This window comes from Hamadaea sp. NPDC050747 (assembly GCF_040654195.1).
In the GTDB taxonomy this organism is placed as follows: domain Bacteria; phylum Actinomycetota; class Actinomycetes; order Mycobacteriales; family Micromonosporaceae; genus Hamadaea.
In genome coordinates this window covers 18,878-45,187 of record NZ_JBFAHM010000007.1, presented here as the reverse complement: position 1 = coordinate 45,187, position 26,310 = coordinate 18,878, and the positions used below count along the sequence as shown (strand labels likewise).

21 protein-coding genes are annotated in these 26,310 nt (G+C 69.9%); 12 read left to right on the top strand and 9 right to left on the bottom strand.

All coding sequences use genetic code 11. The features are described from left to right. Positions 1-7 precede the first annotated feature (7 nt). Positions 8-1,843, top strand: coding sequence for a bifunctional aspartate transaminase/aspartate 4-decarboxylase (locus tag AB0H43_RS17565; protein ID WP_360000407.1), 1,836 nt, complete (start codon positions 8-10; stop codon positions 1,841-1,843). Next, positions 1,840-3,531, top strand: a complete 1,692-nt coding sequence (gene aspT, locus AB0H43_RS17560; RefSeq protein WP_360000406.1) for an aspartate-alanine antiporter — start codon at positions 1,840-1,842, stop codon at positions 3,529-3,531. Before AB0H43_RS17565 ends, aspT begins: the two co-directional genes overlap by 4 nt. Here aspT and AB0H43_RS17555 read toward each other — a convergent pair whose 3' ends face one another. After that, positions 3,532-4,665, bottom strand: coding sequence for a cytochrome P450 (locus AB0H43_RS17555; protein ID WP_360000865.1), 1,134 nt, complete (start codon positions 4,663-4,665; stop codon positions 3,532-3,534). A 121-nt stretch (positions 4,666-4,786) separates the two neighbouring features. Between AB0H43_RS17555 and AB0H43_RS17550 the strand changes: the two genes are divergently transcribed. The 7 genes from AB0H43_RS17550 to AB0H43_RS17520 all read left to right on the top strand — a co-directional run bounded on the left by AB0H43_RS17550 (position 4,787) and on the right by AB0H43_RS17520 (position 15,102). After that, the gene (locus tag AB0H43_RS17550; RefSeq protein ID WP_360000405.1) at positions 4,787-5,944 is read left to right on the top strand and encodes an acyl-CoA dehydrogenase family protein; all 1,158 of its coding nucleotides are present in this window, start codon (positions 4,787-4,789) and stop codon (positions 5,942-5,944) included. Continuing rightward, positions 5,941-7,860, top strand: coding sequence for an acetate--CoA ligase family protein (locus AB0H43_RS17545; protein WP_360000404.1), 1,920 nt, complete (start codon positions 5,941-5,943; stop codon positions 7,858-7,860). Before AB0H43_RS17550 ends, AB0H43_RS17545 begins: the two co-directional genes overlap by 4 nt. Continuing rightward, positions 7,857-9,470 (top strand): 5-guanidino-2-oxopentanoate decarboxylase, encoded by a 1,614-nt coding sequence (locus AB0H43_RS17540; protein ID WP_360000403.1) that lies wholly within the window; start codon positions 7,857-7,859, stop codon positions 9,468-9,470. Before AB0H43_RS17545 ends, AB0H43_RS17540 begins: the two co-directional genes overlap by 4 nt. Then, a complete protein-coding gene (locus AB0H43_RS17535) occupies positions 9,470-10,600 on the top strand; it encodes a Glu/Leu/Phe/Val dehydrogenase dimerization domain-containing protein (protein ID WP_360000402.1) in 1,131 nt (376 codons plus the stop codon). Before AB0H43_RS17540 ends, AB0H43_RS17535 begins: the two co-directional genes overlap by 1 nt. Before the next feature lie 236 nt (positions 10,601-10,836). Beyond that, positions 10,837-11,775, top strand: coding sequence for a PAC2 family protein (locus AB0H43_RS17530; RefSeq protein WP_360000401.1), 939 nt, complete (start codon positions 10,837-10,839; stop codon positions 11,773-11,775). 124 nt (positions 11,776-11,899) lie between these two features. Then, the gene (locus AB0H43_RS17525) at positions 11,900-12,529 is read left to right on the top strand and encodes an HAD family phosphatase (protein ID WP_360000400.1); all 630 of its coding nucleotides are present in this window, start codon (positions 11,900-11,902) and stop codon (positions 12,527-12,529) included. A 176-nt stretch (positions 12,530-12,705) separates the two neighbouring features. Next, a complete protein-coding gene (locus AB0H43_RS17520; protein ID WP_360000863.1) occupies positions 12,706-15,102 on the top strand; it encodes an immune inhibitor A domain-containing protein in 2,397 nt (798 codons plus the stop codon). Between the two features lie 107 nt (positions 15,103-15,209). Here the strand turns inward: AB0H43_RS17520 and AB0H43_RS17515 are convergent, their stop codons facing one another. After that, a complete protein-coding gene (locus AB0H43_RS17515) occupies positions 15,210-17,312 on the bottom strand; it encodes a RecQ family ATP-dependent DNA helicase (RefSeq protein WP_360000399.1) in 2,103 nt (700 codons plus the stop codon). 72 nt (positions 17,313-17,384) lie between these two features. Here AB0H43_RS17515 and AB0H43_RS17510 point away from each other — a divergent pair, with 72 nt between their 5' ends. Then, a complete protein-coding gene (locus AB0H43_RS17510) occupies positions 17,385-18,470 on the top strand; it encodes a hypothetical protein (RefSeq protein ID WP_360000398.1) in 1,086 nt (361 codons plus the stop codon). Positions 18,471-18,522: 52 nt separating this feature from the next. Here AB0H43_RS17510 and AB0H43_RS17505 read toward each other — a convergent pair whose 3' ends face one another. Both AB0H43_RS17505 and AB0H43_RS17500 read right to left on the bottom strand, forming a co-directional pair. After that, positions 18,523-19,599 carry an endonuclease/exonuclease/phosphatase family protein gene (locus tag AB0H43_RS17505; protein WP_360000397.1) on the bottom strand — a complete coding sequence of 359 codons (1,077 nt, stop codon included), beginning with the start codon at positions 19,597-19,599 and terminating at the stop codon, positions 18,523-18,525. Between the two features lie 147 nt (positions 19,600-19,746). Next, the gene (locus AB0H43_RS17500; RefSeq protein WP_360000396.1) at positions 19,747-20,058 is read right to left on the bottom strand and encodes an MTH1187 family thiamine-binding protein; all 312 of its coding nucleotides are present in this window, start codon (positions 20,056-20,058) and stop codon (positions 19,747-19,749) included. Between the two features lie 23 nt (positions 20,059-20,081). Between AB0H43_RS17500 and AB0H43_RS17495 the strand changes: the two genes are divergently transcribed. Next, positions 20,082-20,663, top strand: a complete 582-nt coding sequence (locus AB0H43_RS17495; protein ID WP_360000395.1) for an AAA family ATPase — start codon at positions 20,082-20,084, stop codon at positions 20,661-20,663. Between the two features lie 94 nt (positions 20,664-20,757). On the opposite strand, the gene AB0H43_RS17490 is transcribed toward AB0H43_RS17495, so the two are convergent. From AB0H43_RS17490 to AB0H43_RS17480, 3 genes are all read right to left on the bottom strand, one after another. Then, entirely contained in the window at positions 20,758-22,677 is a 1,920-nt protein-coding gene (locus AB0H43_RS17490) for a M48 family metallopeptidase (protein ID WP_360000394.1), read from the bottom strand. Positions 22,678-22,696: 19 nt separating this feature from the next. Continuing rightward, positions 22,697-23,293, bottom strand: a complete 597-nt coding sequence (locus AB0H43_RS17485) for a LemA family protein (RefSeq protein WP_360000393.1) — start codon at positions 23,291-23,293, stop codon at positions 22,697-22,699. Positions 23,294-23,417: 124 nt separating this feature from the next. Then, on the bottom strand, positions 23,418-23,819 hold the full coding sequence (locus AB0H43_RS17480; RefSeq protein ID WP_360000392.1) for a nuclear transport factor 2 family protein: 402 nt from the start codon (positions 23,817-23,819) through the stop codon (positions 23,418-23,420). 58 nt (positions 23,820-23,877) lie between these two features. Here AB0H43_RS17480 and AB0H43_RS17475 point away from each other — a divergent pair, with 58 nt between their 5' ends. After that, positions 23,878-24,501, top strand: coding sequence for a TetR family transcriptional regulator (locus AB0H43_RS17475; protein WP_360000391.1), 624 nt, complete (start codon positions 23,878-23,880; stop codon positions 24,499-24,501). A gap of 70 nt (positions 24,502-24,571) precedes the next feature. On the opposite strand, the gene AB0H43_RS17470 is transcribed toward AB0H43_RS17475, so the two are convergent. Then, complete coding sequence (locus AB0H43_RS17470; RefSeq protein ID WP_360000390.1) at positions 24,572-25,105, bottom strand: hypothetical protein; 534 nt, start codon at positions 25,103-25,105, stop codon at positions 24,572-24,574. A 42-nt stretch (positions 25,106-25,147) separates the two neighbouring features. Beyond that, positions 25,148-26,203, bottom strand: a complete 1,056-nt coding sequence (locus AB0H43_RS17465; RefSeq protein WP_360000389.1) for a DUF4037 domain-containing protein — start codon at positions 26,201-26,203, stop codon at positions 25,148-25,150. Positions 26,204-26,310: the final 107 nt, after the last annotated feature.

Genomic DNA, 26,310 nt, shown 5'->3' with positions numbered 1-26,310 from the left:
AGAAGAGATGCCTACGTCGAGGGCCGAACAGAAGCGACTCGAGTCGCTCAGCCCGTTCGAGCTGAAGAACTCGCTGATCGACCTGGCGAACGAGAACGTGAAGCTGGAAGCGGTCACGATGCTCAACGCGGGCCGGGGCAACCCGAACTGGATCGCGACCGAACCGCGCGAGGCGTTCTTCCTCCTGGGCCGGTTCGGCATCGAGGAGTCCCGCCGGGACTGGGACGAGTGGGACGGCGTCGGGGGCATGCCGACCAAGGCCGGGATCGCCCAGCGGTACAAGGCGTTCCTGCAGACGAATCGGAACGAGCCCGGGGCCTCGCTCCTGCAGCGCAGCTTCGACTACGGCGTCAAGAAGCTCAAGTTCGACCCGGACGCGTACGCCTGGGAGCTGGCCGACGGCGTGATCGGCGATCACTATCCCGAGCCCGACCGGATGCTGGCCCACATGGAGAAGGTCGTCCACGCGTACCTGGTGAAGGCGATGTGCGGCGGCAAGGCGCCGAAGCAGCCCTTCGACCTGTACGCCGTCGAGGGCGGCACGGCGGCGATGTGCTACCTGTTCGACTCGGCGCTGATCAACGGCATCCTGAACAAGGGCGACACGATCGCGATCATGACGCCGATCTTCACGCCGTACCTGGAGATCCCGCACCTGGAGCGGTATCAGTTCACCGTCGTCGAGCTGAAGGCGTCCCGGTTCGACTCCGAAGGCTTCCACACCTGGCAGTACGACCCGGCCGAGCTGGACAAGCTGGCCGACCCCAAGGTCAAGGCGCTGTTCCTGGTGAACCCGTCGAACCCGCCGTCGGTCGCGTTGTCCCAGGAGTCCCGCAACCACATCAAGCGGATCACCGAGACGTCCAACCCGGGCCTGACCGTGATCACCGACGACGTCTACGGCACCTTCGTCGACGGCTTCGAGTCGCTGATGTCGACGGTGCCGCGGAACACCATCGGGGTCTACTCGTTCAGCAAGTACTTCGGCTGCACCGGCTGGCGGCTCGGCGTCATCGCCGTCAACCGGGACAACATCTTCGAGGGCAAGCTGGCCAAGCTGCCGGCCAAGCGCAAGGCGCAGTTGAGCGAGCGCTACTCGTCGATCACGCTGGAGCCCGAGAAGCTCAAGTTCATCGACCGCATCGTGGCCGACTCCCGGCAGGTGGCGCTCAACCACACCGCCGGGCTGTCGTTGCCGCAGCAGATCCAGATGGGGCTGTTCGCGCTGTTCGACCTGCTGGACGAGCAGGGCGCGTACCAGGAGACCTGCCAGACGATCATCTCCCGGCGACTGCACGCGCTGGTCAAGGGCATGGGGGTGAAGCTGCCCAAGGATCCGCAGGCGGCGCACTACTACATCGAGCTGGACCTGATGAACTACGCGCAGCGGTATGTGAGCCCGGAGTTCGCGAGCTGGCTGGCGAAGAACTTCGAGCCGGTGGATCCGGTCTTCCGGCTGGCCGAGAAGGGTTCCGTCGTGCTGCTCAACGGCGGCGGCTTCGACGGTCCCGAGTGGAGCGTCCGGGTCAGCCTGGCCAACCTGCGCTATGAGTCTTATCAGGACATCGGCAGGTGGCTCCGGGAGACCATGGAGGACTACTACGCCGAGTTCCAGAAGGTGACGGGCGGCGCCCAGAAGGCCACCGGCGCCAAGGCCACCGCTGCGAAGGCGGCCACGAAGAAGGCGGCCGCGAAGAAGGCGGCTCCCGCGAAGAAGGCGGTCGCCAAGGCGCCGGCGAAGAAGGCGGCGACGGCGGCGAAGAAGGCGCCTGCGAAGAAGACGACGGCCAAGAAGACCACGACAGCCAAGAAGGCTCCCGCCAAGGCCGGGTCGAAGCGGTGAAGGACTGGCTGACCGATCTGTTCAAGTCGGTCGACGGGCTGGTGCTCTTCGTCTGCCTGGCGCTCGGCTTCGCGATCGGGAAGATCAAGTTCTGGAAGATCTCGCTGGGCGGCGTCGCCGGCACGCTGATCGTCGCCATCTTCGTCGGCATGCTCGGCGTGACGCTCAACAGCCAGGTGAAGAACATCGCGTTCGCCCTGTTCATCTTCACCCTCGGCTACATGAGCGGCCCGTCCTTCTTCGCCAGCCTCAACAAGGCCAGCCTGAAGTACGGCGTCTTCACGCTGATCGAGGTGGTCACCATCCTGCTCGTCGTCGGCCTGGCGACCGTCATCCTCGGACTCGACCAGGGCACGGCGGCCGGTCTGCTCGCCGGTGGCGCGACGGAGTCGGCGGTGGTCGGCACGGCGACCGATGCCATCGGCAAACTCGATCTACCGGCGGATCAGATCAAGATCCTCCAAGCCAACGTCGGCACGGCGTACTCGATCTCCTACATCATGGGCCTGATCACGATCGTGCTGCTGACCAGCCAGATCGCCCCGGCCCTCATGCGGATCAACCTCCGCGAGGAGGCCGAGAAGCTCTGGAAGAAGCTGGGCGGTGGCTCCGACTCCGAAGGCGCCACCCCGGCGTTGCCGGAGGTCGTCGGCCGGGCGCACGAGGTGACGATGGCGGCCGGGCAGACCGTGCGGCAGGTCGAGAACGTGCTGGGCCAAGGGGTGGTCGTCGAACGCATCCAGCGCCAGGGCGAGGCGGTCCCGGTGCAGCCGGACACCCGGCTGACCTCCGGCGACCTGGTGTTGTTCAACGGCCGCCGGGAAGGTCTGCTCGACGCCGACCAGATCATCGGCCCGGAGCGGGCCAGCGTGAGCGGGTTCAACGTCGACCTCGACGTCCAGGAGGCCGTCCTCACCGCGCCCGGATACGGCGGAAAATCGCTCGGTGATCTGCGGGAGGCCATCCCGGTGGGGGATCGCCACGGCATCTTCCTGACCGGCATCACGCGGATGGACCACAACCTGCCGGTCCAGAACGGCACGCAGATCAACACCGGCGACACGCTCAAGTTCACCGGGATGAAGAGCGACCTGAACAAGTTCGTCCCGCGGGTCGGCTTCAAGATCGATCCGACCGTGAAGATGGACATCGTCTTCATCTCGATCGGCATCATCCTGGGCATGCTCATCGGCAAGATCGAGGTGCCGCTGGGCGACATCCCGCTCTCGCTCGGCACCGGCGGCGGCTGTCTGCTCTCCGGTCTGCTGTTCGGCTGGCTGCGGGCGAAGAACCCGAAGCGGGGGCAGTATCACCCGGCGGCGGCGCAGGTCGTGAAGGACCTCGGCCTGGCCACCTTCATCTGCGCGGTGGGCCTGTCGTCGGGCCCGGAGGCGGTCGACCTGATCAAGAAGTTCGGGTGGGCGCTGCCGATCTCCGGCATCCTCGTCACGCTCATCCCGGCGTCGATCTCGCTGATCGTCGCTTGGAAGATCATGAAGCTGCCCGCGCCGCTCACCCTGGGCGCGGTGGCCGGTCAGCAGTGCTCCACCCCGGCCGCCACGGCGGTCCAGCAGGCGGCCGGCAACGCCACGCCGTTGATGAGCTACACCATCGTGTACGCCTTGTCGAACGTGGTGCTGCCGCTGATGGGCCCGATCGTCGTGGCCCTCGCCGGAGCGCTCAACTGATCAGCGACGCCGGATCTGGAAGGCGTCGGGCATACGGAAGCTGAGGTTGTCGGGGCACCACGGAGCCCGGACGACCTCGGTTTCGCGTACAAGGGAGGCGGCTTCGGCGACGACGACGGCCGCCTCCATGCGCGACAGCTGAGCGCCAATGCACCGATGCGCGCCCGCGCCGAAGGCCAGGTGCCGCCGAGACCCCCGTTGGCCGGGGACGAAGTCGTGCGGGTACGCCGTCACCGACGGGTCGCGGCCGGCTTCGGCCAGCCAGAGCAGGATCGACGCGCCGGCGGGGACGTCGACTCCGCCGAGCGAGACCGGCCGGGTGGCGACCCGGCGCCAGGTGGTGATCGGCGGGACGAGCCGGAGCCCTTCTTCGACCACGTCGTCGACCCGGATCGTGCCGCGAGCGAGCCCGCTCACGACGGACGGTTCCTCGGTCAGCCGGTGCAGCAGCAGGGTGAGGAACTGCGACGTCGTCTCCTGGCCCGCGACGAGCAGGAAGAACAGCGCACCGACGGCGAGATCGGGGTCGCCGAGGGCGCGGAGCTCGGCGATCATGCCCTCGCCCTGCTCGGCGTGCTTGCGGAGGACGGCGTGGTAGTGGCCGACCGTCTCGGCCAGGGCGAGCTGCCGGTCGTGGTCGACCGGGGCCCAGAAGAGTTCGAGCGCCGCCCGGGAGAACTCCTTCACGACGCGTACGTCGTCGTCGGGGAGGTCGACCAGCCGGGCGAGCACCAGCAGCGGCAGGTCCGAGGTGAGGTCGGCGTACAGGTCGACGGTCTCGCCGGACCGCAGCCGGTCCGCCAGGGTGGTCACCCGCCGCCGGACCACGCCGGTCAGCCAGCCGGCCTGGGCCGCCACTCGGTGCGGGTGCAGCGCCTGTTCCACCAGCGTCCGGATCGCCGGATGCGACGGGGTGCCGTTGTTGGCCAGCGTCGGCGGCAGCCGGAACCCGTGCCCGGCCAGTACCCGTAAAGCCGCGACCGGAATCGGGGTCACCGCGTCGAGGGCGTTGTCCGGCGCGAAGGTCTCCGGATCGGCGAGCACCTGCCGGACGAGGGCGTGGGCGGCGACGAGCACCTGGTCGCCCTGGATCACGACGGGGGAGTCCGCCGACGCTTCCCAGGTCCGAAACAGCACGTCATGGAGAGTATCCGGAGCGCCGGGGAGGGCTCGACCGAGCCGCCGGGAGCGCGGTCGGCATTGACAGCCCCGCGGCCGGGCGGTCTACTGACTCACCGATCAGTAAGGAGTCGCGGTGGACCTCCCGACCGACCTCGTGCCGTTGACCGACGAGCAGCGTGACCTGCTCGACCTGTGCCGGGAGTTCGGCGCGCGCGAGATCCGGCCGGTGGCCCGGGAGGTCGACGAGGCCGACACGGCGACGCCCTGGGAGCTGTGGCGTGCGGCGGCGGCGGCTGGGATCACCGACTTCATGCTGCCCACCGCGTACGGCGGGGGCGGCGCGACCGACGTGTTCACCCAGTGCCTCGTGCAGGAGGAGCTGGGCGCGGCCGACGCCGCGATCGGCAACCTGCTGACCTCGAACGGGTTCTTCGCCGACCCGATCCTCGAACTGGGCTCCGAGGCGCAGAAGGAGCGCTGGCTGCGTCCCCTGACCGGGCCGAACCCGCCGATGACGGCGCTGGCGGTGACTGAACCGGGCGTCGGCTCCGACTCGGCCGCGATCACCACGCGCGCGGAGAAGGCCAGCGGCGGCTACCGGCTGACCGGCCAGAAGGCGTGGATCTCCAACGGCGGCGTCGCGGAGTACTACGTGATCTTCGCCACCGTCGATCCGGCGAAGCGTGCCCGGGGTGTCACGGCGTTCCTGCTGGACAAGCACCGGGACGGGCTGAGCTTCGGGCAACCCATGAGGAAGATGGGCCAGCGTGCGATCACCAACACCGAGATCTTCCTCGACGGCGTCTTCGTGCCCGAGGAGGACCGGCTCGGCGACGAGGGCCGCGGCTTTCACGGCTTGATGCGTACCTTCGAGATCTCGCGGACCGTGCTCGCCGCCTCGGCCACCGGGCTCGCCCGCGCCTGCCTGGATCTCGCCACGAGCTACGCCCGTGACCGGGTCCAGTTCGGCAAGCCGATCATCGAGCATCAGGCGGTCGCCTTCCGGCTCGCCGACATGGCCACCAAGATCGCGGCGTCGCGCCTGCTCACCTGGCGCGCGGCCAAGCGTCTCGACGCCGGGCTGCCGTGCGCCGCGGAGTCCGCCATGGCCAAGCTGACCGCCAGCGAGACGGCGATGTTCTGCTCGTGGGCGGCGGTCCAGACCCTCGGCGGCTGGGGCTATTCGCGCGAATACCTCGCCGAGAAGTGGATGCGCGACGCCAAGCTGGAGGAGATCGAGGAGGGCACCTCCGACATCCAGCGGCTCATCATTTCGAGGTTCCTGCCGTGAACCCCCTCTTCGCGCCGGACTCGATCGCCGTCTTCGGCGCTTCGGCCAAGCCCGGCTCGTGGGGCCGTCACCTCGCCGAAGGCGCGTTGCGGTCCGGTGTGGACGTTCAACTGATCAACCCCCGGCCGGGCCGCCTGCATACCGTCGAGTTCACCCCGGCGCCCGAGCGGCCGATCGACCTCGCCGTGATCGCGGTGCCGGCCACGGGATTCGCGGCCGCCGTCGACACCGCCCTGGCCGCGGGCGCGCGGTCCGTCGTCGGGATCACCGCCGGCCTGTCCCGCGCCGAGTCCCGTCAGGTCGCCCAAGTGGTACGCGATCAGGGCGCGACCTTGCTCGGCCCCAACTGTCTCGGCGTCTACGACTCCCGGAGCGGCCTGAGTCTGCTGTGGGGCGAGCTGCCACCCGGTGACGTCACGTTGTTCTCCCAGAGCGGGAACCTGGCTCTGGAACTCGGCGCGATCGCGCGCCGGTCCGGGCTGGGATTTCGCCGGTTCGCCTCGTTGGGCGACTGCGCCGGACTGCGCGCGGCCGACCTGTTGCCCCAGCACGGCGACGCCCGGTCGATCGCGCTCTACCTCGAAGACCTCACCGACGGCCGGGCGCTGCTCGAGCAGGCGGCCGGGATCGTCGAGAGTGGAATTCCGGTGGCGCTGCTGGCGGCCGGGGGTTCACCGATGGGCGCGGCCGCCGCGAGTACGCACACCGGCGCGCTCGCGGGAGATCACGCGGTGCTGGCGGCGGGCTGCCGGGACGCGGGGATCCGGCTGGTGCGTACGCCGACCGAGCTGATCGAGGCATGCCGGGTGGCGCCGAGGATCCGGGGCGGTCGCCTCGGCGTCGTCGGCGACGGTGGCGGGCACGGCGTCCTCGCGGCTGATCTGGCGATCGCGGCCGGGCTGTCCGTTCCCCGTCCGCCGGTGGACCTCGCCGGAGCGGGGGAGCGGGACATGTCCGCGTACGCCCGGGCGGTCGCCGCCTCAGCGGTCGCCGGTGACGTCGACTGTGTGCTGCTCACGGGGTATTTCGGCGGCTACAGCGCGGACGATCCGGCGATGGCGGCGACCGAGCTGGCGGTGGCGGACGAGATCGCCGCCCGGGCTGCCGAGTCGGGCGTACCCGTGGTGGTGCATAGTTTCGCCGGATTCCCGTCCGGTGGCCCGTCGGCGAGCGTACGGCGGCTCATGGCGGCCGGGATTCCCGTCTGGCCTGCTGTCGAGCACGCGATCGGTGCGCTCGCCCACGCGGCGTGTCCGGTGCGGGGCATCCCGCCGATTCCATCGACTGTGGACAGCGTTCCGCCGGGCGACTGGTACTTCGCCGGCCGGGCCCTCCTGCCCGAGGTCGCCTTCGCCGAAGCCGAGCCGGTACGCGACGCCGAGGAGGCCGTGGCGGCCGCGGAACGGGTCGGGTATCCCGTCGTGCTGAAGGCACTCGGCCGGGCGCACAAATCCGACGACGGCGGGGTCGTCCTCGGACTGCGAACCGCGGCCGAGGTGGCCGCCGCGTTCGGCCGGCTTCCCATCAGTCCCGCGTACGCCGTGGAGCGGCAGCATGACCTCGCCGAAGGCGTCGAGGTGCTGGTCGGCGCGCGAGTCGACCCCTGCTTCGGCCCGGTCGTGGTGGTCGGCGCGGGCGGTCTGCTCGCCGAGGTGCTCGAAGACTCCGCCGTCGCGTTGGCGCCGGTCGATGCCGGCCGAGCCGGTGAGCTTCTGCGCCTCCTGCGGTTGTTCCCGCTCCTCGCGGGCCATCGTGGCCGGTCGGCCGTCGACCTCACCGGGTTGACCAGAGTGATCGAGGCGGTTTCTCAGGCGGTCTGCCGGACGGCCGGACTCGCCGCTCTGGAACTCAATCCGGTACTCGTCACCTCGTCCGGGGCTGTGGCATTGGACTGTCATGGAGAAAATGTTTCATGACTCATACCCTGAGCCAGCCCGGCTCGGCTCGGCTGACCGGTGGCGAAACGCTGGTCGCGAGCTTGGCCGCCCACAAAGTGGACACGGTCTTCGGCATCCCCGGCACCCATAACCTGGAGATCTACCGCCATCTGGCGGCGGCGAAGATCCGTCATGTCACCACGCGGCACGAGCAGGGCGCCGGATACGCCGCCGACGGGTACGCCCGGACCTCGGGCCGGCCCGGGGTCGCCCTGGTCACCACCGGGCCGGCGCTGCTCAACATCACGGCGGCGCTGGCGCAGGCGTACTCGGACTCGGTGCCCGTGCTGGCCGTCTCGCCCGGGATGCCGTTACGCCATCCGCAACGTGGCACCGGACTGCTGCACGAGATGCGGGATCAGCGGGCCGCGCTGGCCAACATCGTGCGCTATTCGCATCGTGTGAGCAGCCACGCCGAACTGACCGAGGCGGTCGCCCAGATCTTCGCCGACTTCGCCGCCGAACGGCCCCGGCCGGTGCACCTGGAGATCCCGCTCGACCTGCTCGCCGAGAGCGCCGAGGTGAACATCGCCGCGCCGTTGCGGATCGCCCGCCGCCGCGCCGACGAAGCGCAGATCATCCGGGCGGCGACCCTGCTGAACGGGGCTCAGCGGCCCGGCATCCTGGCCGGCGGCGGGGCGCGGGGTGCCGCCGCCCAGGTGATCGCGATCGCCGAGTTGCTCCACTGTGGAGTGCTCACGACCGCCAACGGCAAAGGCGTCATCCCGGAGAACCATCCGCTCAGCCTGGGCGCCGCCGCGCATCTGCCGACCGCCGGAGAATGGCTGGCCGATCGGGATGTGCTGCTCGCGATCGGCACCGAGATGGCGCCCAGCGACTTCTGGTACGAGCCACCGACCCCGCGTGGTGAGGTCATCCGCATCGACCTCGACCCGACCCAACTGCTCATCAACGCCCGCCCCGCCCTGCCGATCTGCGGCGACGCCACGGCCGCGCTCGAGGAGCTGCTGCCGCTGCTGAAAGCCGCCGACGGGATCGCCGAGCAGAGCGCTGCCTCCGGCGTACAAGCGAAGATTCGAGCGGAAGCCCGCGCGGAGGGTGCGCGCTGGACGGCCTGGATGGACGCGCTGGCCGGGGCCCTGCCCAAGCGCGCGCTGGTCCTCGCGGACAACGCGATGGCGGGGTATTACGGCGCGCTGGGCAATCTTCCGGTGCACGAGCCCGGCGCGTTCGGCTTCCCCACCGGCTTCGGCACCCTGGGCTACGCGCTGCCGGCGGCGATCGGCGCGAAGGTGGCGCGCCCGCGACGGCCGGTCGTGGCGTTGTGCGGCGACGGCGGCCTGATGTTCAGCTGCCAGGAGATCGCCACCGCGGCGGCCGAAGGCGTCGCCCTGCCGATCGTCGTCTTCGTCAACGGCGGCTACGGCGAGATCCGGGCCGAGATGCGCGCGGCGTCGATCGACCCGATCGGCGTCGACCTGCCGGTGCCCGACCTGATCGCGCTCGCGACCGCGCTCGGCGGGGCCGGCTTCGCCGTCCGCACCCCGGACGAGCTGCGCAGCCTGGTCAAGGCGAGCCTGGAACACCCCGGGCCGACCCTGCTCGTGGTGGAGGAAGAGGTCCCCTAGTGTCCTATCTGGAAGTCACCTGGACCGACGAGGTCACCGGCTGCCGCGGCTACCTGGTCGTGGACGCGCTGCGGCAAGGCGTGTCCAGCGGCGGCCTGCGCATGCGCGAGGGCTGCACTCTCGACGAGGTGCGCGACCTGGCCCGGGGGATGACCCTCAAGGAAGCCGTCGTCCGCGTCCCCGGCGACCGCTACCAGCCGTTCGGCGGCGGCAAAGGCGGCATCGACTGCTCGCCGCACCACCCGGACGCGCGGGGAGTCCTGCGCCGCTACCTCCAGGCGATGCGGCCGCTGCTCGAAACGGTCTGGTCCACCGGCGAAGACCTCGGCGTACGCCAGGACGTGCTGGACGAGCTGGCCGGCGAGATCGGGCTGCGGTCCACGATCGAAGCCGTCCTCCGGCTCCTGCCCGACCCCGAAGCCGGCCTGGCGCAGGTCAAGGCGGGCTTCGCCGTCGACGTCGACGGGATCAGCCTGGCCGACCTCGTCGGCGGCTACGGCGTCGCGACCTGCGCACTCACGGCGCTGGGCGCTTCCGCGCCCTCCTCGCGCGCGGTGATCCAGGGCTTCGGCTCGATGGGCGGGGCCACCGCCCGCTACCTCGCCCGGGCCGGCGTACGCGTCGTCGGGATCGCCGACGCGGACGGGCTCGTGGTGAACCCCTCCGGCCTCGACGTGGAGCACCTGCTGCGTCATCGCGACAGCTTCGGCCGGATCGACCGGTCCCAGCTCGCGCCCGGCGACGCCGTCTCGTCGGACTCCTGGCTCGACGTGCCCTGTGACCTCCTCGTGCCCGCCGCCGTCTCGTACGCCCTCACCTCGGACACCGCGCCGACTGTGCGAGCTCGGCTGGTAGTGGAGGCGGCCAACGTCGCCACCACCCCCGCCGCCGAAGCGCTACTCCATGCCCGCGGCGTCGTGGTGGTGCCCGACTTCGTGGCGAACGTCGCCACCAACGCCTGGTGGTGGTGGACGCTCTTCGGCGACATCGCGCCGACCGCCGACTCGGCGTACGCCAAGATCTCCGCCGTGCTGGAGGCGCTCACGCGCTCCGTCCTGTCGCAGGCGGCCGCGTCGGGCGTGATGCCTCGCGTCGCCGCCGAGGCCATCGCCCGCTCGCGAGTTGCCTGACGGACGGCGTTCATGATCATGGTCATTTGCGCGTTGTCATGACGACACGGAAGTGACCCTGATCATGGGTGGGCCTTCGGCGGCGGCTCGCGCGGGTGTGATGTGATCGGGGTCGCGGAGGCGCGTCTGGCCGCACTCGTGGCGGTTCGTGCGAGCGCGCTCCGAGGCGGGAATGGATCACGAAGCGCACGCGTTGTGTGCTTTGTACGTGTGCGGACCGTGAGAGGTTTACGACTGTGCGAGACCCGCAGGAACTCTTCGAGCTGGCGCCGGAGCTGACCGGCCCGGAGGCGGCCGATCTCGGGCGTCCGGTGCTGTTGCACGCCCTGAGCGGGTTCATCGACGCCGGCGGGGCCGGCCGGCTGGCCCGTGAGCATCTGCTGGACGTCCTGGAGCCGGCGCTGCCCGGCCAGTCGGTGGTCGCCTCGTTCGACATCGACCAGCTGCTCGACTATCGGGCGCGGCGCCCGTTGATGGACTTCGCCGCCGACCACTGGGAGTCCTACGACGACCCCCGGTTGGAGCTGCATGCCCTGCGCGACCACGACGGCACCCCGTTTCTCCTGCTCACCGGCCCGGAGCCGGACATGCAGTGGGAGCGGTTCATCGCCGCGCTGACGATGCTCATCCGGCGGCTCACCGTCCGCGTCACCGTGGGCATCCACGCTATTCCCATGTCCGTGCCGCATACGCGACCGGCGGGGGTCACCGCCCACGGGACGCGCGCCGAGCTGATCGCGGGTTACGAGCCTTGGATCGATCGGGTACGCGTACCGGCGAGTGTGACGAATCTGCTGGAGTTCCGGCTGGGCGAGACGGGGCTGGACGCGATCGGGTTCGCCGCGCACGTGCCGCACTACTTGGCTGAGGGGGAGTACCCGCCGGCCGCCGAGTTGCTGCTGACCTCGGTCTCCCGGGCGACCGGGCTGCTGCTGCCCGCCGACGAGCTGCGGGAGGCCGGCGTTCGCGTACGCGCCGAGATCGAACGCCAGCTGGTGAGCAACCCGCAGGCGGCGGCGGTCGTGAAGGCGCTGGAGGAGCAGTACGACGCGTTCACCCGCGGCCGGGACGCCAATCTGCTGACCGAGCCGTCGCCGTTGCCGACCGCCGACGAACTGGGCGCGGAGCTGGAGAAGTTCTTGGCCGAGCATTCGCGGCGAGACCAGGCCGACTAGTTCACCCGCATTTCAGCGTTTCGAGGGCGGTTTTCCTGGCGGAGGACCGCCCGCAGCGCTATCCTTCATCTCCCCTGCTGGCAGAAAGGCCCCCTGAGCAGGGTGTATGTGAAGGGAGGGCGGAGTGAGCCGGCTGCATCTGTTCGACATGGACGGCACGCTGATCCGCGACTCCTCGGCCAACATCGAGCTGGCCAAGGTCATCGGCAAGGTGGACGAGTTTCGGTCACTGGACGGCCAGTTCGCCTTGGGCGTGGTCGACTCCGCCGAGTACGCCCGGCAGGCGTACGCGATGTGGTCCGCGTTGACGGAGGACGTCGTGGCCGACGCCTTCGCGCGGGCGCCGTGGCTCGCGGGCATCCGCGACGTCTGGACCGAGATCACCGAACGCGGTGAGCACTGCGCTGTCATATCTTTGTCGCCGAGTTTCTTCGTCCGCCGGCTGAGCGCCTGGGGCGTGCACGACGTACGCGCGGCGATCTTCCCCGACGTGCCGTTCCCGGCCGGCACGACCCTCGACGTGTGCGGTGTGCTGAACCCCCAATCGAAGGTGACGATCGCCGACGAGCTGGCTGCCCGATACGGTCTGACCAGGGACGACTGCGTCGCGTACGGAGACTCCAAATCGGACAGCGCGTTGTTCGCGGCAGTGCCCGTCCGGGTGGCCGTGAACGGCGACCACCATGTGCGTACTTTGGCGACGCATGTCTATGCCGGGGGCGATCTGCGGGAGGCGTACGCCCTCGTACGGTAGTCGCCACCCTACGCTCGGCTAATACTTTTCGATACTACGGTATTCCGATCTCCCGATATATCGTCTAGGTTGCATGTCGTCTCTCCGATCGAGAGGCTTACCACCACGCTCGACACCTGATCAACCGAACGGTGGAGAGCGACCCCCTACCGGAGGTGGACATGCGCAGAATCGTCGTGGGGTTGCTTGGCTTGTCGCTGGCGTCCGGACTCGGCACCACGCTGGGTTCGGCCGCGCTCGCGGCGCCCAAGCCGGCGACCCCAGTCAGCACGGAGGTGACCGGCGACAGCGTGCCGGGCACCGACGAGCTGCCCAACCCCTTGGAGGACAAGCGAAGGGAGCTGCGCGAGCAAGGTCTCACCGCCGTTCTGAACGGCGAACGGAAGGCTGAGCAGCGCGGCGCGAGCACGGTCGTCAAGGTCGGACAGACGGCCGCCGGCTCTCGCAACGCCTTCTCGGGGCGTGGGAAGAAAGACCAGTACGTGGAGCTGTCTCGGGAGACGACCGACCGGGTCTTCGTGATCCTGGCCGAGTTCGGCGACACGAGGCACCCCAGCTACCCCGACCAGGACACTGACGTCAACACGCAGGGTCCGGCGACATTCGAGGGTCCGCTGGTCAACTCGATCCCGGAACCGAACCGCGCGGTCGACAACTCGACCGTGTGGCAACCCGACTACAACCGGGAGCACTACCAGGAGATGTACTTCGGCACCGGCAAGGGTGTCGAGTCGCTCAAGACCTACTACGAGACGCAGTCGTCCGGGCGGTACAGCGTGGACGGCACGGTCACGGACTGGGTCAAGGTCCAGTACAACGAGGCGCGCTACGGCCGGTCGAACGGCTACCCGTGCGCCGGCAACGTCTGCTCGAACACGTGGGCGCTGATCAAGGACGCGGCCAACCAGTGGTACGCCGACCAGAAGGCCCTCGGCCGCACGGACGCCGAGATCGCGGCCGAACTGGCGACGTTCGACAAGTGGGACCGTTACGACTTCGACGGCGACGGCAACTTCAACGAGCCCGACGGGTACATGGACCACTTCCAGATCGTCCACGCCGGCGGCGACCAGGCCGACGGCGACCCGCAACAGGGTGAGGACGCCATCTGGAGCCACCGCTGGTACGCGTACACCAACCTCGCCGGGTCGCAGGGCCCGGCCGGGAACCTCCTCGGCGGCACCCAGATCGGCACCTCGGGTCTGTGGATCGGCGACTACACGATCCAGCCGGAGAACGGCGGCCGGAGCGTGTTCTTCCACGAGTTCGGTCACGACCTCGGCCTGCCGGACGACTACAACATCACCTACGGCGGGGACAACAACAACGAGCACTGGACGCTCATGGCGCAGAGCCGGCTCGGCGCCAAGGGCGAGCAGTTCATCGGCGACCGCGCCGGCGACCTCGGAGCCTGGAACAAGCTGCAGCTGGGCTGGCTGGACTACGAGACGCTGGTGGCGGGAGCAGGGGTCGGCGGGAACCGGACGCTGACGCTCGGCCCACAGGAGTACAACTCGACCAAGGCGCAAGCCCTCGTGGTGGTGCTCCCGAAGAAGGAGGTCGTCACCGCGCTGGGTGCGCCGGCCGCCGGTGCGAACCAGTGGTGGAGCGGCTCCGGTGACGACTACGCGGCCACGCTGGCCCGGCAGGTGACCCTGCCGGCCGGATCGGCTTCGCTGTCCTTCCAAGCCCGGTACGACATCGAGGACTGCGGCGCCGACGCGTGCGACTACGCGTACGTCGAAGTCGACGACGGCACCGGCTGGAAGGCCATCCCCGGCAGCATCGCCAAGGCGGCCGAGGGCAACGGTATCGACGGCACGCAGGCAGCGTGGACCGCGGCGACGTTCGACCTGTCGGCGTACGCCGGCAAGACGGTCTCGCTGCGCATCCGCTACGCCACGGACGGCGCGGTGGCCGGCAACGACCCGGCGGTGCCGAACGGCATCTTCGTGGACGAGGTCGCCATCACGGCGAACGGTTCGGCGATCTTCGGTGACGGCGCGGAGAGCGGCGCGAACGGCTGGACCGCGGCGGGCTTCTCCGCCGTCGGGACGTCCATCTCGGCGTTCTACGACAACTACTACATCGCCGGGCACCGGTCTTACGTCTCCTACGACAAGTACCTCAAGACCGGGCCGTACTACTTCGGTTACCTGAACACGGCGCCGGACAAGGTCGACCACTACGCGTACCAGCAGGGCCTGCTCATCTCCTACTGGGACACGTCGTACGCCGACAACGACACCTTCGCCCACCCCGGCTCCGGCCGGAACCTGTACATCGACTCCCACCCGGTTCCCCTGTACAACCTCAACGGGGTTCCGTGGCGGTCGCGGGTCCAGGTCTACGACGCGCCGTTCAGCCTGACCCGGGCGGACTCGTTCACGCTGCACATCAACGGCGTGGCGAACTACATCCGGGGCCAGGCGGCGCAGCCGCTGTTCGACGACACCAAGACCTACTGGTACGCCGAACTGCCGAACCACGGCGTCATCCTGCCGGCGGCGGGGGTCAAGATCCGCGTGCTCGACGAGAGCGGCACGTCGATCAAGATCCGCGTCACCTCCTGACGCTTCGTTCCCTTCTAGTTGCGTGATCATTGCGTCAGCCACGTCGTTTCGGGTGGCGATTTGTCCGCTGAAACAGCATGGCTGACGCAATGATCACGCGGGAAGCATCACGCGTTGAGGGCGAGGGCGAGCGGGTAGACGGCGGCAGCGCCGGCCTGCCGTAGCTCGCGAGCGACCAGGGTCGCCGTCCAGCCGCTGTCGACGACGTCGTCCACCAGCAGAATCGGGCCATCGACAGTGGACAGTGCGGAGGCGAGGCCGGCGCCGATCTCGATCGAGCCGTGGACCAGCCGCAGCCGTTGGGCGCTGTTACCGCCCGCCACCGGGGACAGCGGCCCGAGCGGGGTGGTGAGTCCGAGCAACGGAAGCCGGCCGATCTCGGCTATCCGGGTCGCGGCGGACGCGACGAGCTCGGGGCGTCGGCGGGAGCCGATGCCGACCACGCCGGCCGGGCGTACCGGCCAGGGGTCGTCGCCTTTGGCCCAGTCCTTCAGCACCTCCACGAGCGCCTTCAGGACGTCGTCGGGCACGGGTCCGTCCCCGGCGTCGAGGAGCGACCGCAGCCGTGGCCCCCAGCCGAGGTCGGACAGTCGGCCGATCGCCCGGCCCGCCGAGGCCTGCTCCTCCGGCGGTACGCGGCCGGACAGGTCGAGGCCGATGGCGGCCAGCCCGGTGGGCCACTGCCGCCGGGGCTCGATCGTCACCCCCGGCCGATGCAGGTACGCCGTCGCCGCCGCCAGTGCCTCGTCGCTGACGGAGGACGGCAGGAACGCCCCGGCGCAGGTGTCGCATCGTCCGCACGGCTGCGACTCGGGATCGTCGAGCTGCTGCCGCAGGAAGTGCATCCGGCAGTCCGAAGTGGAGGTGTACGCCAGCATGGCGCGCTGTTCGGACTCGCGGGCGTCGGCCACGCGCCCCAACCGGGTGGTGTCGTAGGACCACTTCTCCCCGGTCGCGAACCACCCACCCCGTACGCGACGGACGGCGCCGTCGACGTCCAGCACCTTGAGCATCATCTCCAGACGCGTACGCCGCAGGTCCACGAGCGGTTCGAGCGCCTGCGTCGACAGCGGCCGACCGGCCTGGTCGAGGACGTCGAGCACCCGGCGTACCTGTTCTTCGGGCGGGAAGGCGAGCGAGGCGAAGTATCGCCAGATCGCAGTGTCCTCCTTGCCCGGCATCAGCACCACGTCGGCCGACTCGACCGCACGACCGGCCCGGCCGACCTGCTGGTAGTACGCGATCGGCGAGGCGGGTGCGCCCAGGTGCACGACGAACCCGAGGTCGGGCTTGTCGAAGCCCATGCCCAGCGCCGACGTCGCGACCAGCACTTTGACCTTGTTGTCGAGGAGATCCTGCTCGGCCTGGCGGCGTTCGGCGTCCTCCGCCTGTCCGGTGTAGACGGTGGCGGAGTAGCCGCGCGACCGCAGGAACTCGGCGGTCTCGCTCGCTCCGGCGACGGTCAACGTGTAGACGATGCCGGAACCGCTCAGGCCGTCGAGGTGGTCGGCGAGCCAGCCCAGCCGGTGCGCCGCCGACGGCAACGACAGGACCGACAGCCGCAGGGAGTCCCGGCCGAGCGGGCCACGCAGCACGAGGACGTCGGCTCCGAGCTGCTCCGCGACGTCGGCGCAGACCCGTCCGTTGGCGGTGGCGGTCGTCGCCAGCACCGGCACTCCGGCGGGCAGCTCGCCGAGCAGCGTACGCAGCCGCCGGTAGTCGGGCCGGAAGTCGTGACCCCAGTCGGAGACGCAGTGCGCCTCGTCGATGACGAGCAGGCCGGTCGTCGCGGCGAGCTTCGGCAGCACTCCGTCCCGGAAGTCCGGATTGTTGAGCCGTTCCGGGCTGATCAGCAGCACGTCGATCGCCCCGGCGCGGATCTCGTCGGTGATCTGGTCCCACTCCTCCAGGTTCGCCGAGTTGATCGTCCGAGCGCGGATGCCCGCCCGTTCGGCCGCGGCGACCTGGTTGCGCATCAACGCGAGCAACGGCGACACGATCACCGTCGGCCCGCTGCCGTTCCGGCGCAACAGCGCGGTGGCGATGAAGTAGACGGCCGATTTGCCCCAGCCTGTCCGCTGCACGCAGAGGACGCGCTGATCGCGTACGACGAGGGCCTCGATCGCCGTCCACTGATCTTCGCGCAGGGTCGCCGCGGCTGACCCGACCAGCTCACGCAGGACCGATTCAGCCTGATCACGCAGCTCCACGCCACAGACACTACAGGCGGACCCTCCGAACGGCGGTTGCCGCTGCAGTGGATCGATGAAATCGTTTGCGCCGTGACCTTGATCCTCACCGGACCTGCGCAGACCGCGGTGCACCGGCCGGCCGAGTTCACGCTGGAGGCGGTGCGCCCCGCGTACGAGATGGGTGAAGAACCGATCATGACCGTGACCGGTCCGTGCGGCCTGACCACCGCGGTGCCGGCTTTCCGCCACGAGGCGGGGTGGCGCGTGCGGTTCGCGCCGCCGCTGGCGGGTCACTGGCAGCTGGTCGCGAGTCAGGGAACGGAGCTGAGCCCGCCGCTGTCGATGGAGGTCGAGGCCGACCCGCAGGCGCATGGGGCGATTCACCCGCAGGATGGGGCATTTCGCTACGAGTCGGGTGAACCGTTCCTACCGCTGGGTGCGGACCTGGGCCCGCTCGCGGACGCCGACCGTCGGCTGGCAGAGCTCGCGGCGGCGGGCGCGACGGTGGCACGCCTGGCCGCCGAGCCGCCGGGAGAGACCGCAGCGCGGCTGGACGAGGTCCTCGACCAGGGATCTGAGCTGGGCCTTTCCGTGATCATGATGCTGCCCGCCGCGGACTGGGCGCCGCACGCGGCCGCACGCTGGGCCGCTCATCCGGCCGTGTTCGCCTGGTCGCCACCGAGTCTGGAGTGGACGGAGGTGCTGCGGGCGGCCGATCCCTACGGGCATCCGATCGTCGGGGTGGACGTCGAGATCGGCTCCGGCCGGGCTGACCTGCCGGTTCTGCACGACGGCGACCGCTCCCCGTGGGCAACGATCTTCTCGGGATTCGCCGGTCACCTCGCCGACGTGGACTTCCGCGGCCTCCGCACGTTCCTCGCCGGGGAGCGGCTGAGCCGATACACGCCCCTCGCGACCGGCCCCGCCCTCGCGCTGACCTCGCCGACCAAGGCGCTGCTGTGGATCCCGTCCACAGCAGAGGGATCGGTGGCGCTGACCGGCTTCGCGCCGGGCGCCTACGTGGCCACCTGGTGCTCGACCGCCGACGGGTCCGCGCGGCACCAGGATCCGATGGTCACGGCCGACGGCACGATCCGGCTCGCGGTCCCCGCGCTTGCCGCAGACTCGGCGGTACGCCTGACGCAAGCCGTCCCGGCGCAGCGCACGCCGTCGTAGGTCCCCGAGAGCCGTCGCCCCCGAGCGGCGGTCGCCGCCCGGGGGCCGTTGGTCAGGCGGTGGTGCTCACCTCGATGAGGCCACGGTAGAAGTCGTGGTCGGAGACGATGTCGGCGACCTCGATCGGCAAGGCGCTCACCGAGGCCGGGTCCACGGTTTCGGAGTAGAAGATGTAGTCGTACTTCGTGGCCGTTCCGAGAGTCTTGGCACCGCTGCGGCAGGCCGCTGCCGACGTGCTGCACCGCGTCCCGTAGTAGCGGTCGTCATCCTGGTCGGCCTCGTAGAACATGCCGAACCCGCCGCCGGGCAGGGTTTCCGGGCGGTAGAAGGCGTCCATCGCGGGGTCGACGGCGTGCGAGTTGAAGTCCCCGCCCACGACCACGATCTTGCGGCCGGCGATGTCGCCGTCGAGATCGGACGCCAGGCGCGTCGCCTGCGCTGTCCGGGCTCGCTTGTTGATCCCGGCGGGATCCTGGAATGCGCGGAAATGAACGCTGCACCCCTTGACCACGCGACTGCCCAGCTCCGCCAGGCGGACGTCGAAACACAGCGCGCGGAAGGTCCGCGGATTGACCGCAGTCGACCCGTTGATCTGATGGCGCTCGCCGCCGACCGAGATCTCGTCGCGGCCGCTCAGCGTGCCCCGGGCGGCCATGACCTGACCAATCCAGCAGCGTCGGTCGTCATTGGACGGATCCGCGTCCTCGTTCACCGCACAACTTGTCGCCCCACAACCGGTGTAGTTGGTGAGCATCGCGGTGAACCCCATCTGATACTGCCCGGATGTGAAGGTGTGCGCGCCGAACCACTCGAACTGCTGGTAGCACACCTCCTGAAACATCATCAGATGCGGCGAGTAGGCGTCCACCAGATCGGTCACGACCGGCAGATTGGTGGTCGTCCCGTGCTGACACATGCCACCGCAGATGTTGTGGCTGATCACCTTGAGCCCCACGGTGGCGGCGACGGCGACATTCGCCGTGACCGCGCCCGCCGGGGCTGGAGTCGTCAGAACGGTGGTGGCCGTGACCTCGCCGGCCGAAAGAACCGCGGCCCCACTGGGCACCGCGCCCGGGATGATCATCCCGGCGACGGCGATCACCAAGATCGCCAAACTCCTGCGAACCACGTCTTCGCTCCTCCCCAGGTCTTACGTGGTCGTCGAACTCCTCCGTTCGCTGGAATCACGGCCGGTGGAACCGACGAAGACCACCCGGACCGAGCCGGCCGGCTCGTGGCGGTCGGGGGGATTGTGCCACTAAATCCATCGATCCGGTCAGTCCGCCTTTTCGCCGAGGAGGCGGTCGACGGTCGCGACCTTCGCGTCCAGCGCGCCGCTGACGCCGTCGCGCCAGTCGAGTTTGAGCACGAGCCCGGTACGCGGAGAGCGGGCGTGGACGGCCTCCGTGGCGGCTTTGACGACGGCCATCACCTCGTCCCAGGTCTCGCCCTCGATCGTGGTGAACATGGCGTCGGTGCGGTTGGGCAGGCCGGACGCGCGTACGACGCGAATGGCCTCGGCGACGATCTCCCCGACGTCCTCGCCGGTGCCGACCGGGGAAACACTGAACGCGACCAGAACGGACATGATCACGAGGCTATCATCGGGGCGTGAAAGACCAGGTCGCCGACGTGTGGGTGGTCGCCGGGCCGCCCGGGGCGGGCAAGTCGACCGTCGCCGGGCTGCTGCTGGAGCGGCTCGATCCGGTTCCGGCCCTGCTCGACAAGGACACCCTGTACGCCGAGTTCGTGGCGGCGACCCTGGCGGCGTACGGGCGGCCGGAGGGCGAACGCGAAGGACCCTGGTACGACGAGCACATCAAGGAACACGAATACGCCGGGCTCACCGCGACGGCGCGGGAAGTGCGCTCGCACGGCTGTCCCGTGTTGCTGTCGGGACCGTTCAGCGGCCCGATCCACGACCCGGAACGGTGGCACTCCTGGGTCGGCGCGCTCGGCGGTCCCCGCGTACGCCTGGTCTGGGTGCACACCGATCCGGTGACGCTGCGGGGTCGGATCGAGGCCCGGGGGCTGGCCCGAGACGGGCAGAAGCTCGCCGACTACGCGGCGTACGTGGCGCGGATCCGGCCCGACCGGGCTCCGGCGGTGCCACATGAGCGTGTGGACAACCGGGGTGGCCGGGAAGCGCTCGCTCGGCAGGTCGCCGAGATCGTGCAGCGGGCTCAGTACTAGTGCCGCGGCTTCCGGCGGATCAGGGTTCCCGGTCGAATCTTGAGGAAAGATTCGACCGGGAACCCTGATCCAGCGCCAAAAGGGGTGTGGCGGGTCAGCTGAGCGGGGGGAGCGGGCAGTGCAAGAGGGAGCACACCGTCCGCAGTAGCTCGCCCTCGGCGACGGTGACCGTGCCGTCGGACGCGATGACCGCGACGATCGCCTGAACCAGGCGCGACTTGTCGTCCGGGACGAGCCCGTCCAGCGCGGCCCAGACCGATTCGAGTTCGACGACGCCCCGTGGGGGAGCGACGTACTCGGCTTGCTTGCCGGGCAGCAGGACGGCGACTCCGGCGTCGAAGGCGCTCTGGGCCCGGGTGGCGCTGACCGCGCCGGCCTGGGCGAGCACCGCCAGCAGGATGAGCGCGGCGTCGGTCGAGGTCGCGAGCGTACGCGACGGCTCCCGCCAGCCGGACTTCGGCTTCATCGACTCCTGGAGCTGATCGAGCAGCAGCCGGGACAGGCAGTACTCGAAGACGGTCAGCCGGCCGTCGGCGTGGATCAGCGCGAAGACCGCGCCCAGCAAGGCCTGCTGATCGGCGGCGGCCAGCGAGCGCAGCGCGGGGAAGGCGATCTCGGCCAATGGCAGGCGGTGAGCCGGAGCCAGGGTGGCCAGCTCGCCCGCCTCCGTCAGCGCGGCGTCGGCCATCCGTTGCCCGAGCTTTTCCAGCAGCGTCCGGTACTGCGCGTCTCGAGCCGACGGGTCCTCCGCCATGAGCAGGCCCAGGACCAGCGGGCCGACGGTGTGCGGGTTGCGGGCGCGGACGAGCACCGCCTCGGGGATCTGACCGAGCAGCGCCCCGGCCCGCTGGTAGGACTCGCTGGTCGGCGCCGCGACCTGAGTGACCACGACGGACGGCTGGACGGCGGCCTTCGGAGCGGCCGCGGGCGCGACCGGCGGGGGCGGGGCGAAACCGAGGGCGATGTCCTCCTGCTGCCCGTCCGGCGGCTGCTGCGACCACTGCTGGGCCAGCCGGTCCAGCTCGGCGGGGTCGAACTCCGGCTCCAGCACCTTGATGCGATCGGCCAGCGGCGGGTGGGTGGCGAACAACGAGCTGAGGCGGCGGCCGGAGCCGAACAGCATGTGGCCGACCTCCTCCTCGCGCGGGTTGCGGATCTGCGACCCGGTCGGCAGCCCGCCGATCTTCTTCAGTGCTCCCGCGATACCGGAGGTCTGCCGGGTGAACTGCACAGCCGAGGCGTCGGCCAGGTACTCGCGCTGCCGCGACACCGAGGCCTGGATGAGCCGACCGGCGAAGACGCCGATGAGCCCGGCGCCGACCATGGCGATTCCGATCAGCGGCAACGGGTTGCCGCCGGACTTCTCGCCGTCTTTGGAGCGGTTGCCGCCGCCGCCCGCGAAGAAGCCCCACCGCAGCAGCTCCCGGCCGATGACGGTGAGGAAGAGGATGCCGAACAGCAGCCCGATCAACCGGATGTTGAGCCGCATGTCGCCGTTGAGGACGTGGCTGAACTCGTGCGCGATCACGCCCTGCAACTCGTCGCGGTTGAGCCGGTCGAGGGAGCCCTGAGTGACGGCGACCGCCGCGTCCGTCGGCGACCAGCCCGCGGCGAAGGCGTTGATGCCCTGCTCCTGGGGCAGCACATACACCTCCGGCACCGGTACGCCGGACGCGATGGCGATCTCCTCGACCACGTTGCGCAGCCGCCGGAGCTGGGGGTTTGTCGTGTCCTGCGGCACGAGGACGCCGCCCAGTTCGATGGCGACCTTGCCGCCGCCGCCCCGCAGGCTGACCGTCCGGAACAGGCTGGCCAGCCCGATGGACAGGCCGGTCACGAAGGCGGCGGCGACCGCCAGCCCGACGATCGTCGTGGGATCGGAGTCCCAGGCGCCGAACGCCGTGATCACCGCCAGCGAGACGGTGACGATGATGCCGATCACGGCTACGACGAAGAGCACCACCAGGCGCGCCGACATGCGGCGGACCTGTTGCTGGCGGCCGAAGAAGTCCATCCGAGGGGTCCGCCCGGGCTCAGAACTGCACCTTGGGCGCCTGACGCTGCTGCGGGTCCTCGATCTCCAGCAGCGCGGCCTGGCCGAAGCCGCCCATCCCAGCGATCATGTTCGCCGGGAAGACCTCACGCTTGTTGTTGTAGGCCATCACGGAGTCGTTGTAGGCCTGGCGGGCGAACGCCACCCGGTTCTCGGTGCTGGTCAGCTCCTCGGAGAGCTGCATCATGTTCTGGTTGGCCTTCAGGTCGGGGTAGGCCTCGGCGACGGCGAACAACCGGCCCAGCGCCTGGGTCAGCATGCCCTCGGCCCCGCCCAGCTCCTGCATCGCGGCCGGGTCGCCCGGCTTGCCGGTGGCGGCGGACTGCGCCGCGACCGCCCGGGTCCGCGCCGCGGTGACGGCTTCGAGCGTCTCCCGCTCGTGCTTGATGTAGCCCTTCGCCGTCTCCACCAGGTTGGGGATCAGGTCATGCCGCCGGGTGAGTTGCACGTCGATCTGAGCGAAGGCGTTTTTGTACGCGTTGCGCGCGCGAACGAGCCCGTTGTAGACGGACACGCCCCACCCGCCGACGACCAGCACGATCAGAACCAGACAGACGATGCCGATCAGCCATTCCATGGCGCTCTCCTTGGGCAGCGGGACAGTTCCCCCTTGGGATCTCCACCTCAGCCTAGGCAATGGAGTCCACTGGGGCTGATCAACGGGGGGCCGGTCCCAGATCGGCCCGGCCCCCGCGCAGCGATCAGGCGGCCGGCCGGAGCTTGCTCACGTCCGGCGGACCCGAGCGGGGGTCGTGCAGCGGGCCGATGTGCACGGCGGCCACCCGCTGGTCGTCGCCGTCCCCCACGGCCACGATGGTGACCCGGTAGCGGCCGGAGCTGTCCTTGCCCTGGTGGGTCGTGTGCTGGTCGAGTACGCCGATCACCACGGCCGCGCCGCCGTGGCCGTGCACCTGGGCGTCCTCGACCGCGACGGCCTGGTTCTCGAGCCCCTGGCCGAACCGGGCGAGCCATTGTGACCGGTTCAGCACGAAGCCGAACGGCCCGACGCCGACGAATTCGTCCGCCAGCACCTGGTCGAGAGCGTCAGCGTCGTTCCCCTGCTCGGCGGCGGTCCAGCGCTGGACGAGATCGAGTACGGTCATGATCCTCTCCCTAAACTTGGTGTTGCCCCAATTTTAGAGCCGACCTAAGATTAGCGCCATGGGGTTGCGTGAAGTCAAGAAGGAGCAGACCCGGCGGCACCTCGCCGAGGTCGCGGGCCGGTTGTTCGCCGAGCGCGGGTTCGATCGCGTGACCGTCGCCGAGGTGGCCCGCGAGGCGCAGGTCGCCGAGGCGACCGTCTTCAACTACTTCCCGGCCAAGGAAGACCTCTTCTACTCCCGGTTCGAGAGCTTCGAGAGCAGCCTCGTGGCCGCCGTGCGTGATCGTGCTCCGGGCGAAACGGCGTTGGCCGCGTTCCGGGGTCGCCTCCTGCAGACCGGTGGCCTGCTGGCCCAGGTCGCCACCGATCCGGAGGCCTGGGAGCGGCTGCGTACCCTCAACCGCGTCATCTCCGGCAGCGCCGCTTTGCGTACGCGGGAGCAGCGGGTCATGGCGGAGGCGACCGTGGAGCTGAGCGGCGTCCTCGCGGCGGAGCCGGGCGGCGACGCGGTCACGGCGTACGTGGTCGCCAACGCTTTGATGGGCGTACACCGGGCTCTCATCGATCACGTCCGCAGAGCCGTCGCGGCCGGTGTCGCGCCCGGGCGGATCGCCGCGGAGACCACCGATGTCGGCGTACGCGCCTTCGACCTGCTCGCCACCGGGCTGGGCGGGGAGTCGTGACACGGTTCGGCTCGCGTACGCGATGGGAGGAGCCGTGGGGCCGCCGCACGACGAGCCCCACGGCCCGGGGTCACGCGATCATCGCGCAGATGTCCTTCTCGGTGCCCTGAGCGGACGTGATGGTCCGGCCCGTGGCGGCGAGTTCGGCGGTGTAGCGGCCGGTCATCAGGTAGAGCCCGGCGGCGTGGTTGTTGACGCGGTCGCCGCGGAAACCGAGGACGATCGGGCCGGACCAGTCCCAGGTCTGGCTGCCGTCGGCGTGGTACGTGACGACGTGAGCGTGGCCGCTCGCGTTGACGGTGGCCGACGTGCCGGTATCCAGATTGGTCACCTTGACGGTCAGCGGGCCGACGTACTCCTCCTGGAGTTCCGGCTCGGTGGCGACGACCCGGCCGCGGACGCCGTCGATCGGTTCTTCCAGGCGGACGGGGAAGGCGCACAGCGCGCCGCCGGGAATCTCGGCGGGTTCGCTGGGCGTCGGGAACCAGCCGGAGTCGCCGTAGGGGCTCTCCGGCTGCCCGGCCGCGGTGGCGGGGATGACGACGGCGGTGACGCCGAGGGCAGTGGTCAGGGCGGTGATGGCGAATGCTCGGATTAGACGCACGAGGGGTGTCTCCTCACGATCGAACTAACCAGGTACCTCCACTTAACTGGTTAGTCCGTCCGTCAGGTTGTCGTAGATCCCCGCGAGCTTCGCGCGGTTGTCCGGATTGCTCAACAGGGGGTCGGAGTCGACCCACTGACCGACCGCGCCCACGCCGTACGGGATCGCCTTCAGTCCAGGGTCGGTGACCTCCGCCAGCAACGAGAACGGCACCTCGTCGGCGATCGTCCGGAAGGGACGGTCGAAGAACCGGGCCGTCGCCGTCTCCGGTCCGGGGCGCCCGTTCTCCCGTTGCACCTTCAGGAGCAGCTCGGCCGCGTCGAGGACGGCCTGCTCCCGGTCGCGCCAGTCCGCCGCGCTCAGGAGCCGGGACAGCGGCTCGGTCAGGGCTTCCTTCGCCGGGAGCAACGCTTCACGCCATTTGGCGTACGGCGCCCAGCGCCGGTGGACGAGATAGGACAGCTCCATCAGGTCCCCGGCCAGAGCCGCCGAGATGATCCGCGACTGGAGTTCCTGACCTCGCTCAGCGGTACGCCCGATGAACGACATCCGCATGCCGATCCGGATCCAGGCGGTGGCCAGCACGAACCGGTCCACCTCGGCCGGGTACCAGCGCAGCGACTCGCGGAGCGGACCCAGTTCGCCGGTGGTGTCGGCGAAGACGGCGCCCGCGGTGACCTCCAGGACGCCCTGGCCGGTGACGGTCAGCCAGCCCTTCGTCGTCAGTTCGCGGCCGGAGGAGGGTCGCGTACCGAGGCGGCTGGCCGCGAAATCGGTCACCGTCGCCACCTCGACCTGGTGCGATTCGGTGCGGTTCCACGTCACGGGGAAGCGCACGGGATGGCCCGCGTACTCGGCCGGCAGCTCCGCTTCGAGCACCGTGTGCACGGACTCCACGCGAGCGTGGTCGGCGTCGGGCAGGAGGAGGGTCAGCCGGCACCCCCAATCGTGATCGCGGCTGATCTCGTCGTCGAGCCCGAGCATGTCCGAGCCGGAACCCAGCCGGGCGGTGGCATGGCGCAGCTCGGGGAAATGCCGCGCGAGCAGCGGCTCGACGACGTCGGCGGCGAACGCCCGGGAGAGGTCGATGCCCTTCATGATCGCAGCAAACCGGAAAACCCGGCCGACATGCAACGTAATTCCGCTTCGCTGACGTCTCCCGCACAGATGATCTCTACAAGGAGGGGAACTGCATGAGCGACCGC

Bases quoted from the DNA above. Each gene is read 5' to 3' on its own strand.
- AB0H43_RS17565 (WP_360000407.1), top strand. From the start codon at position 8: ATGCCTACGTCGAGGGCCGAACAGAAGCGACTCGAGTCGCTCAGCCCG.
- AB0H43_RS17540 (WP_360000403.1), top strand. From the start codon at position 7,857: ATGACTCATACCCTGAGCCAGCCCGGCTCGGCTCGGCTGACCGGTGGC.
- AB0H43_RS17500 (WP_360000396.1), bottom strand. From the start codon at position 20,058: ATGTCCGTTCTGGTCGCGTTCAGTGTTTCCCCGGTCGGCACCGGCGAG.
- AB0H43_RS17490 (WP_360000394.1), bottom strand. From the start codon at position 22,677: ATGGACTTCTTCGGCCGCCAGCAACAGGTCCGCCGCATGTCGGCGCGC.
- AB0H43_RS17485 (WP_360000393.1), bottom strand. From the start codon at position 23,293: ATGGAATGGCTGATCGGCATCGTCTGTCTGGTTCTGATCGTGCTGGTC.
- AB0H43_RS17480 (WP_360000392.1), bottom strand. From the start codon at position 23,819: ATGACCGTACTCGATCTCGTCCAGCGCTGGACCGCCGCCGAGCAGGGG.
- AB0H43_RS17475 (WP_360000391.1), top strand. From the start codon at position 23,878: ATGGGGTTGCGTGAAGTCAAGAAGGAGCAGACCCGGCGGCACCTCGCC.
- AB0H43_RS17465 (WP_360000389.1), bottom strand. From the start codon at position 26,203: ATGAAGGGCATCGACCTCTCCCGGGCGTTCGCCGCCGACGTCGTCGAG.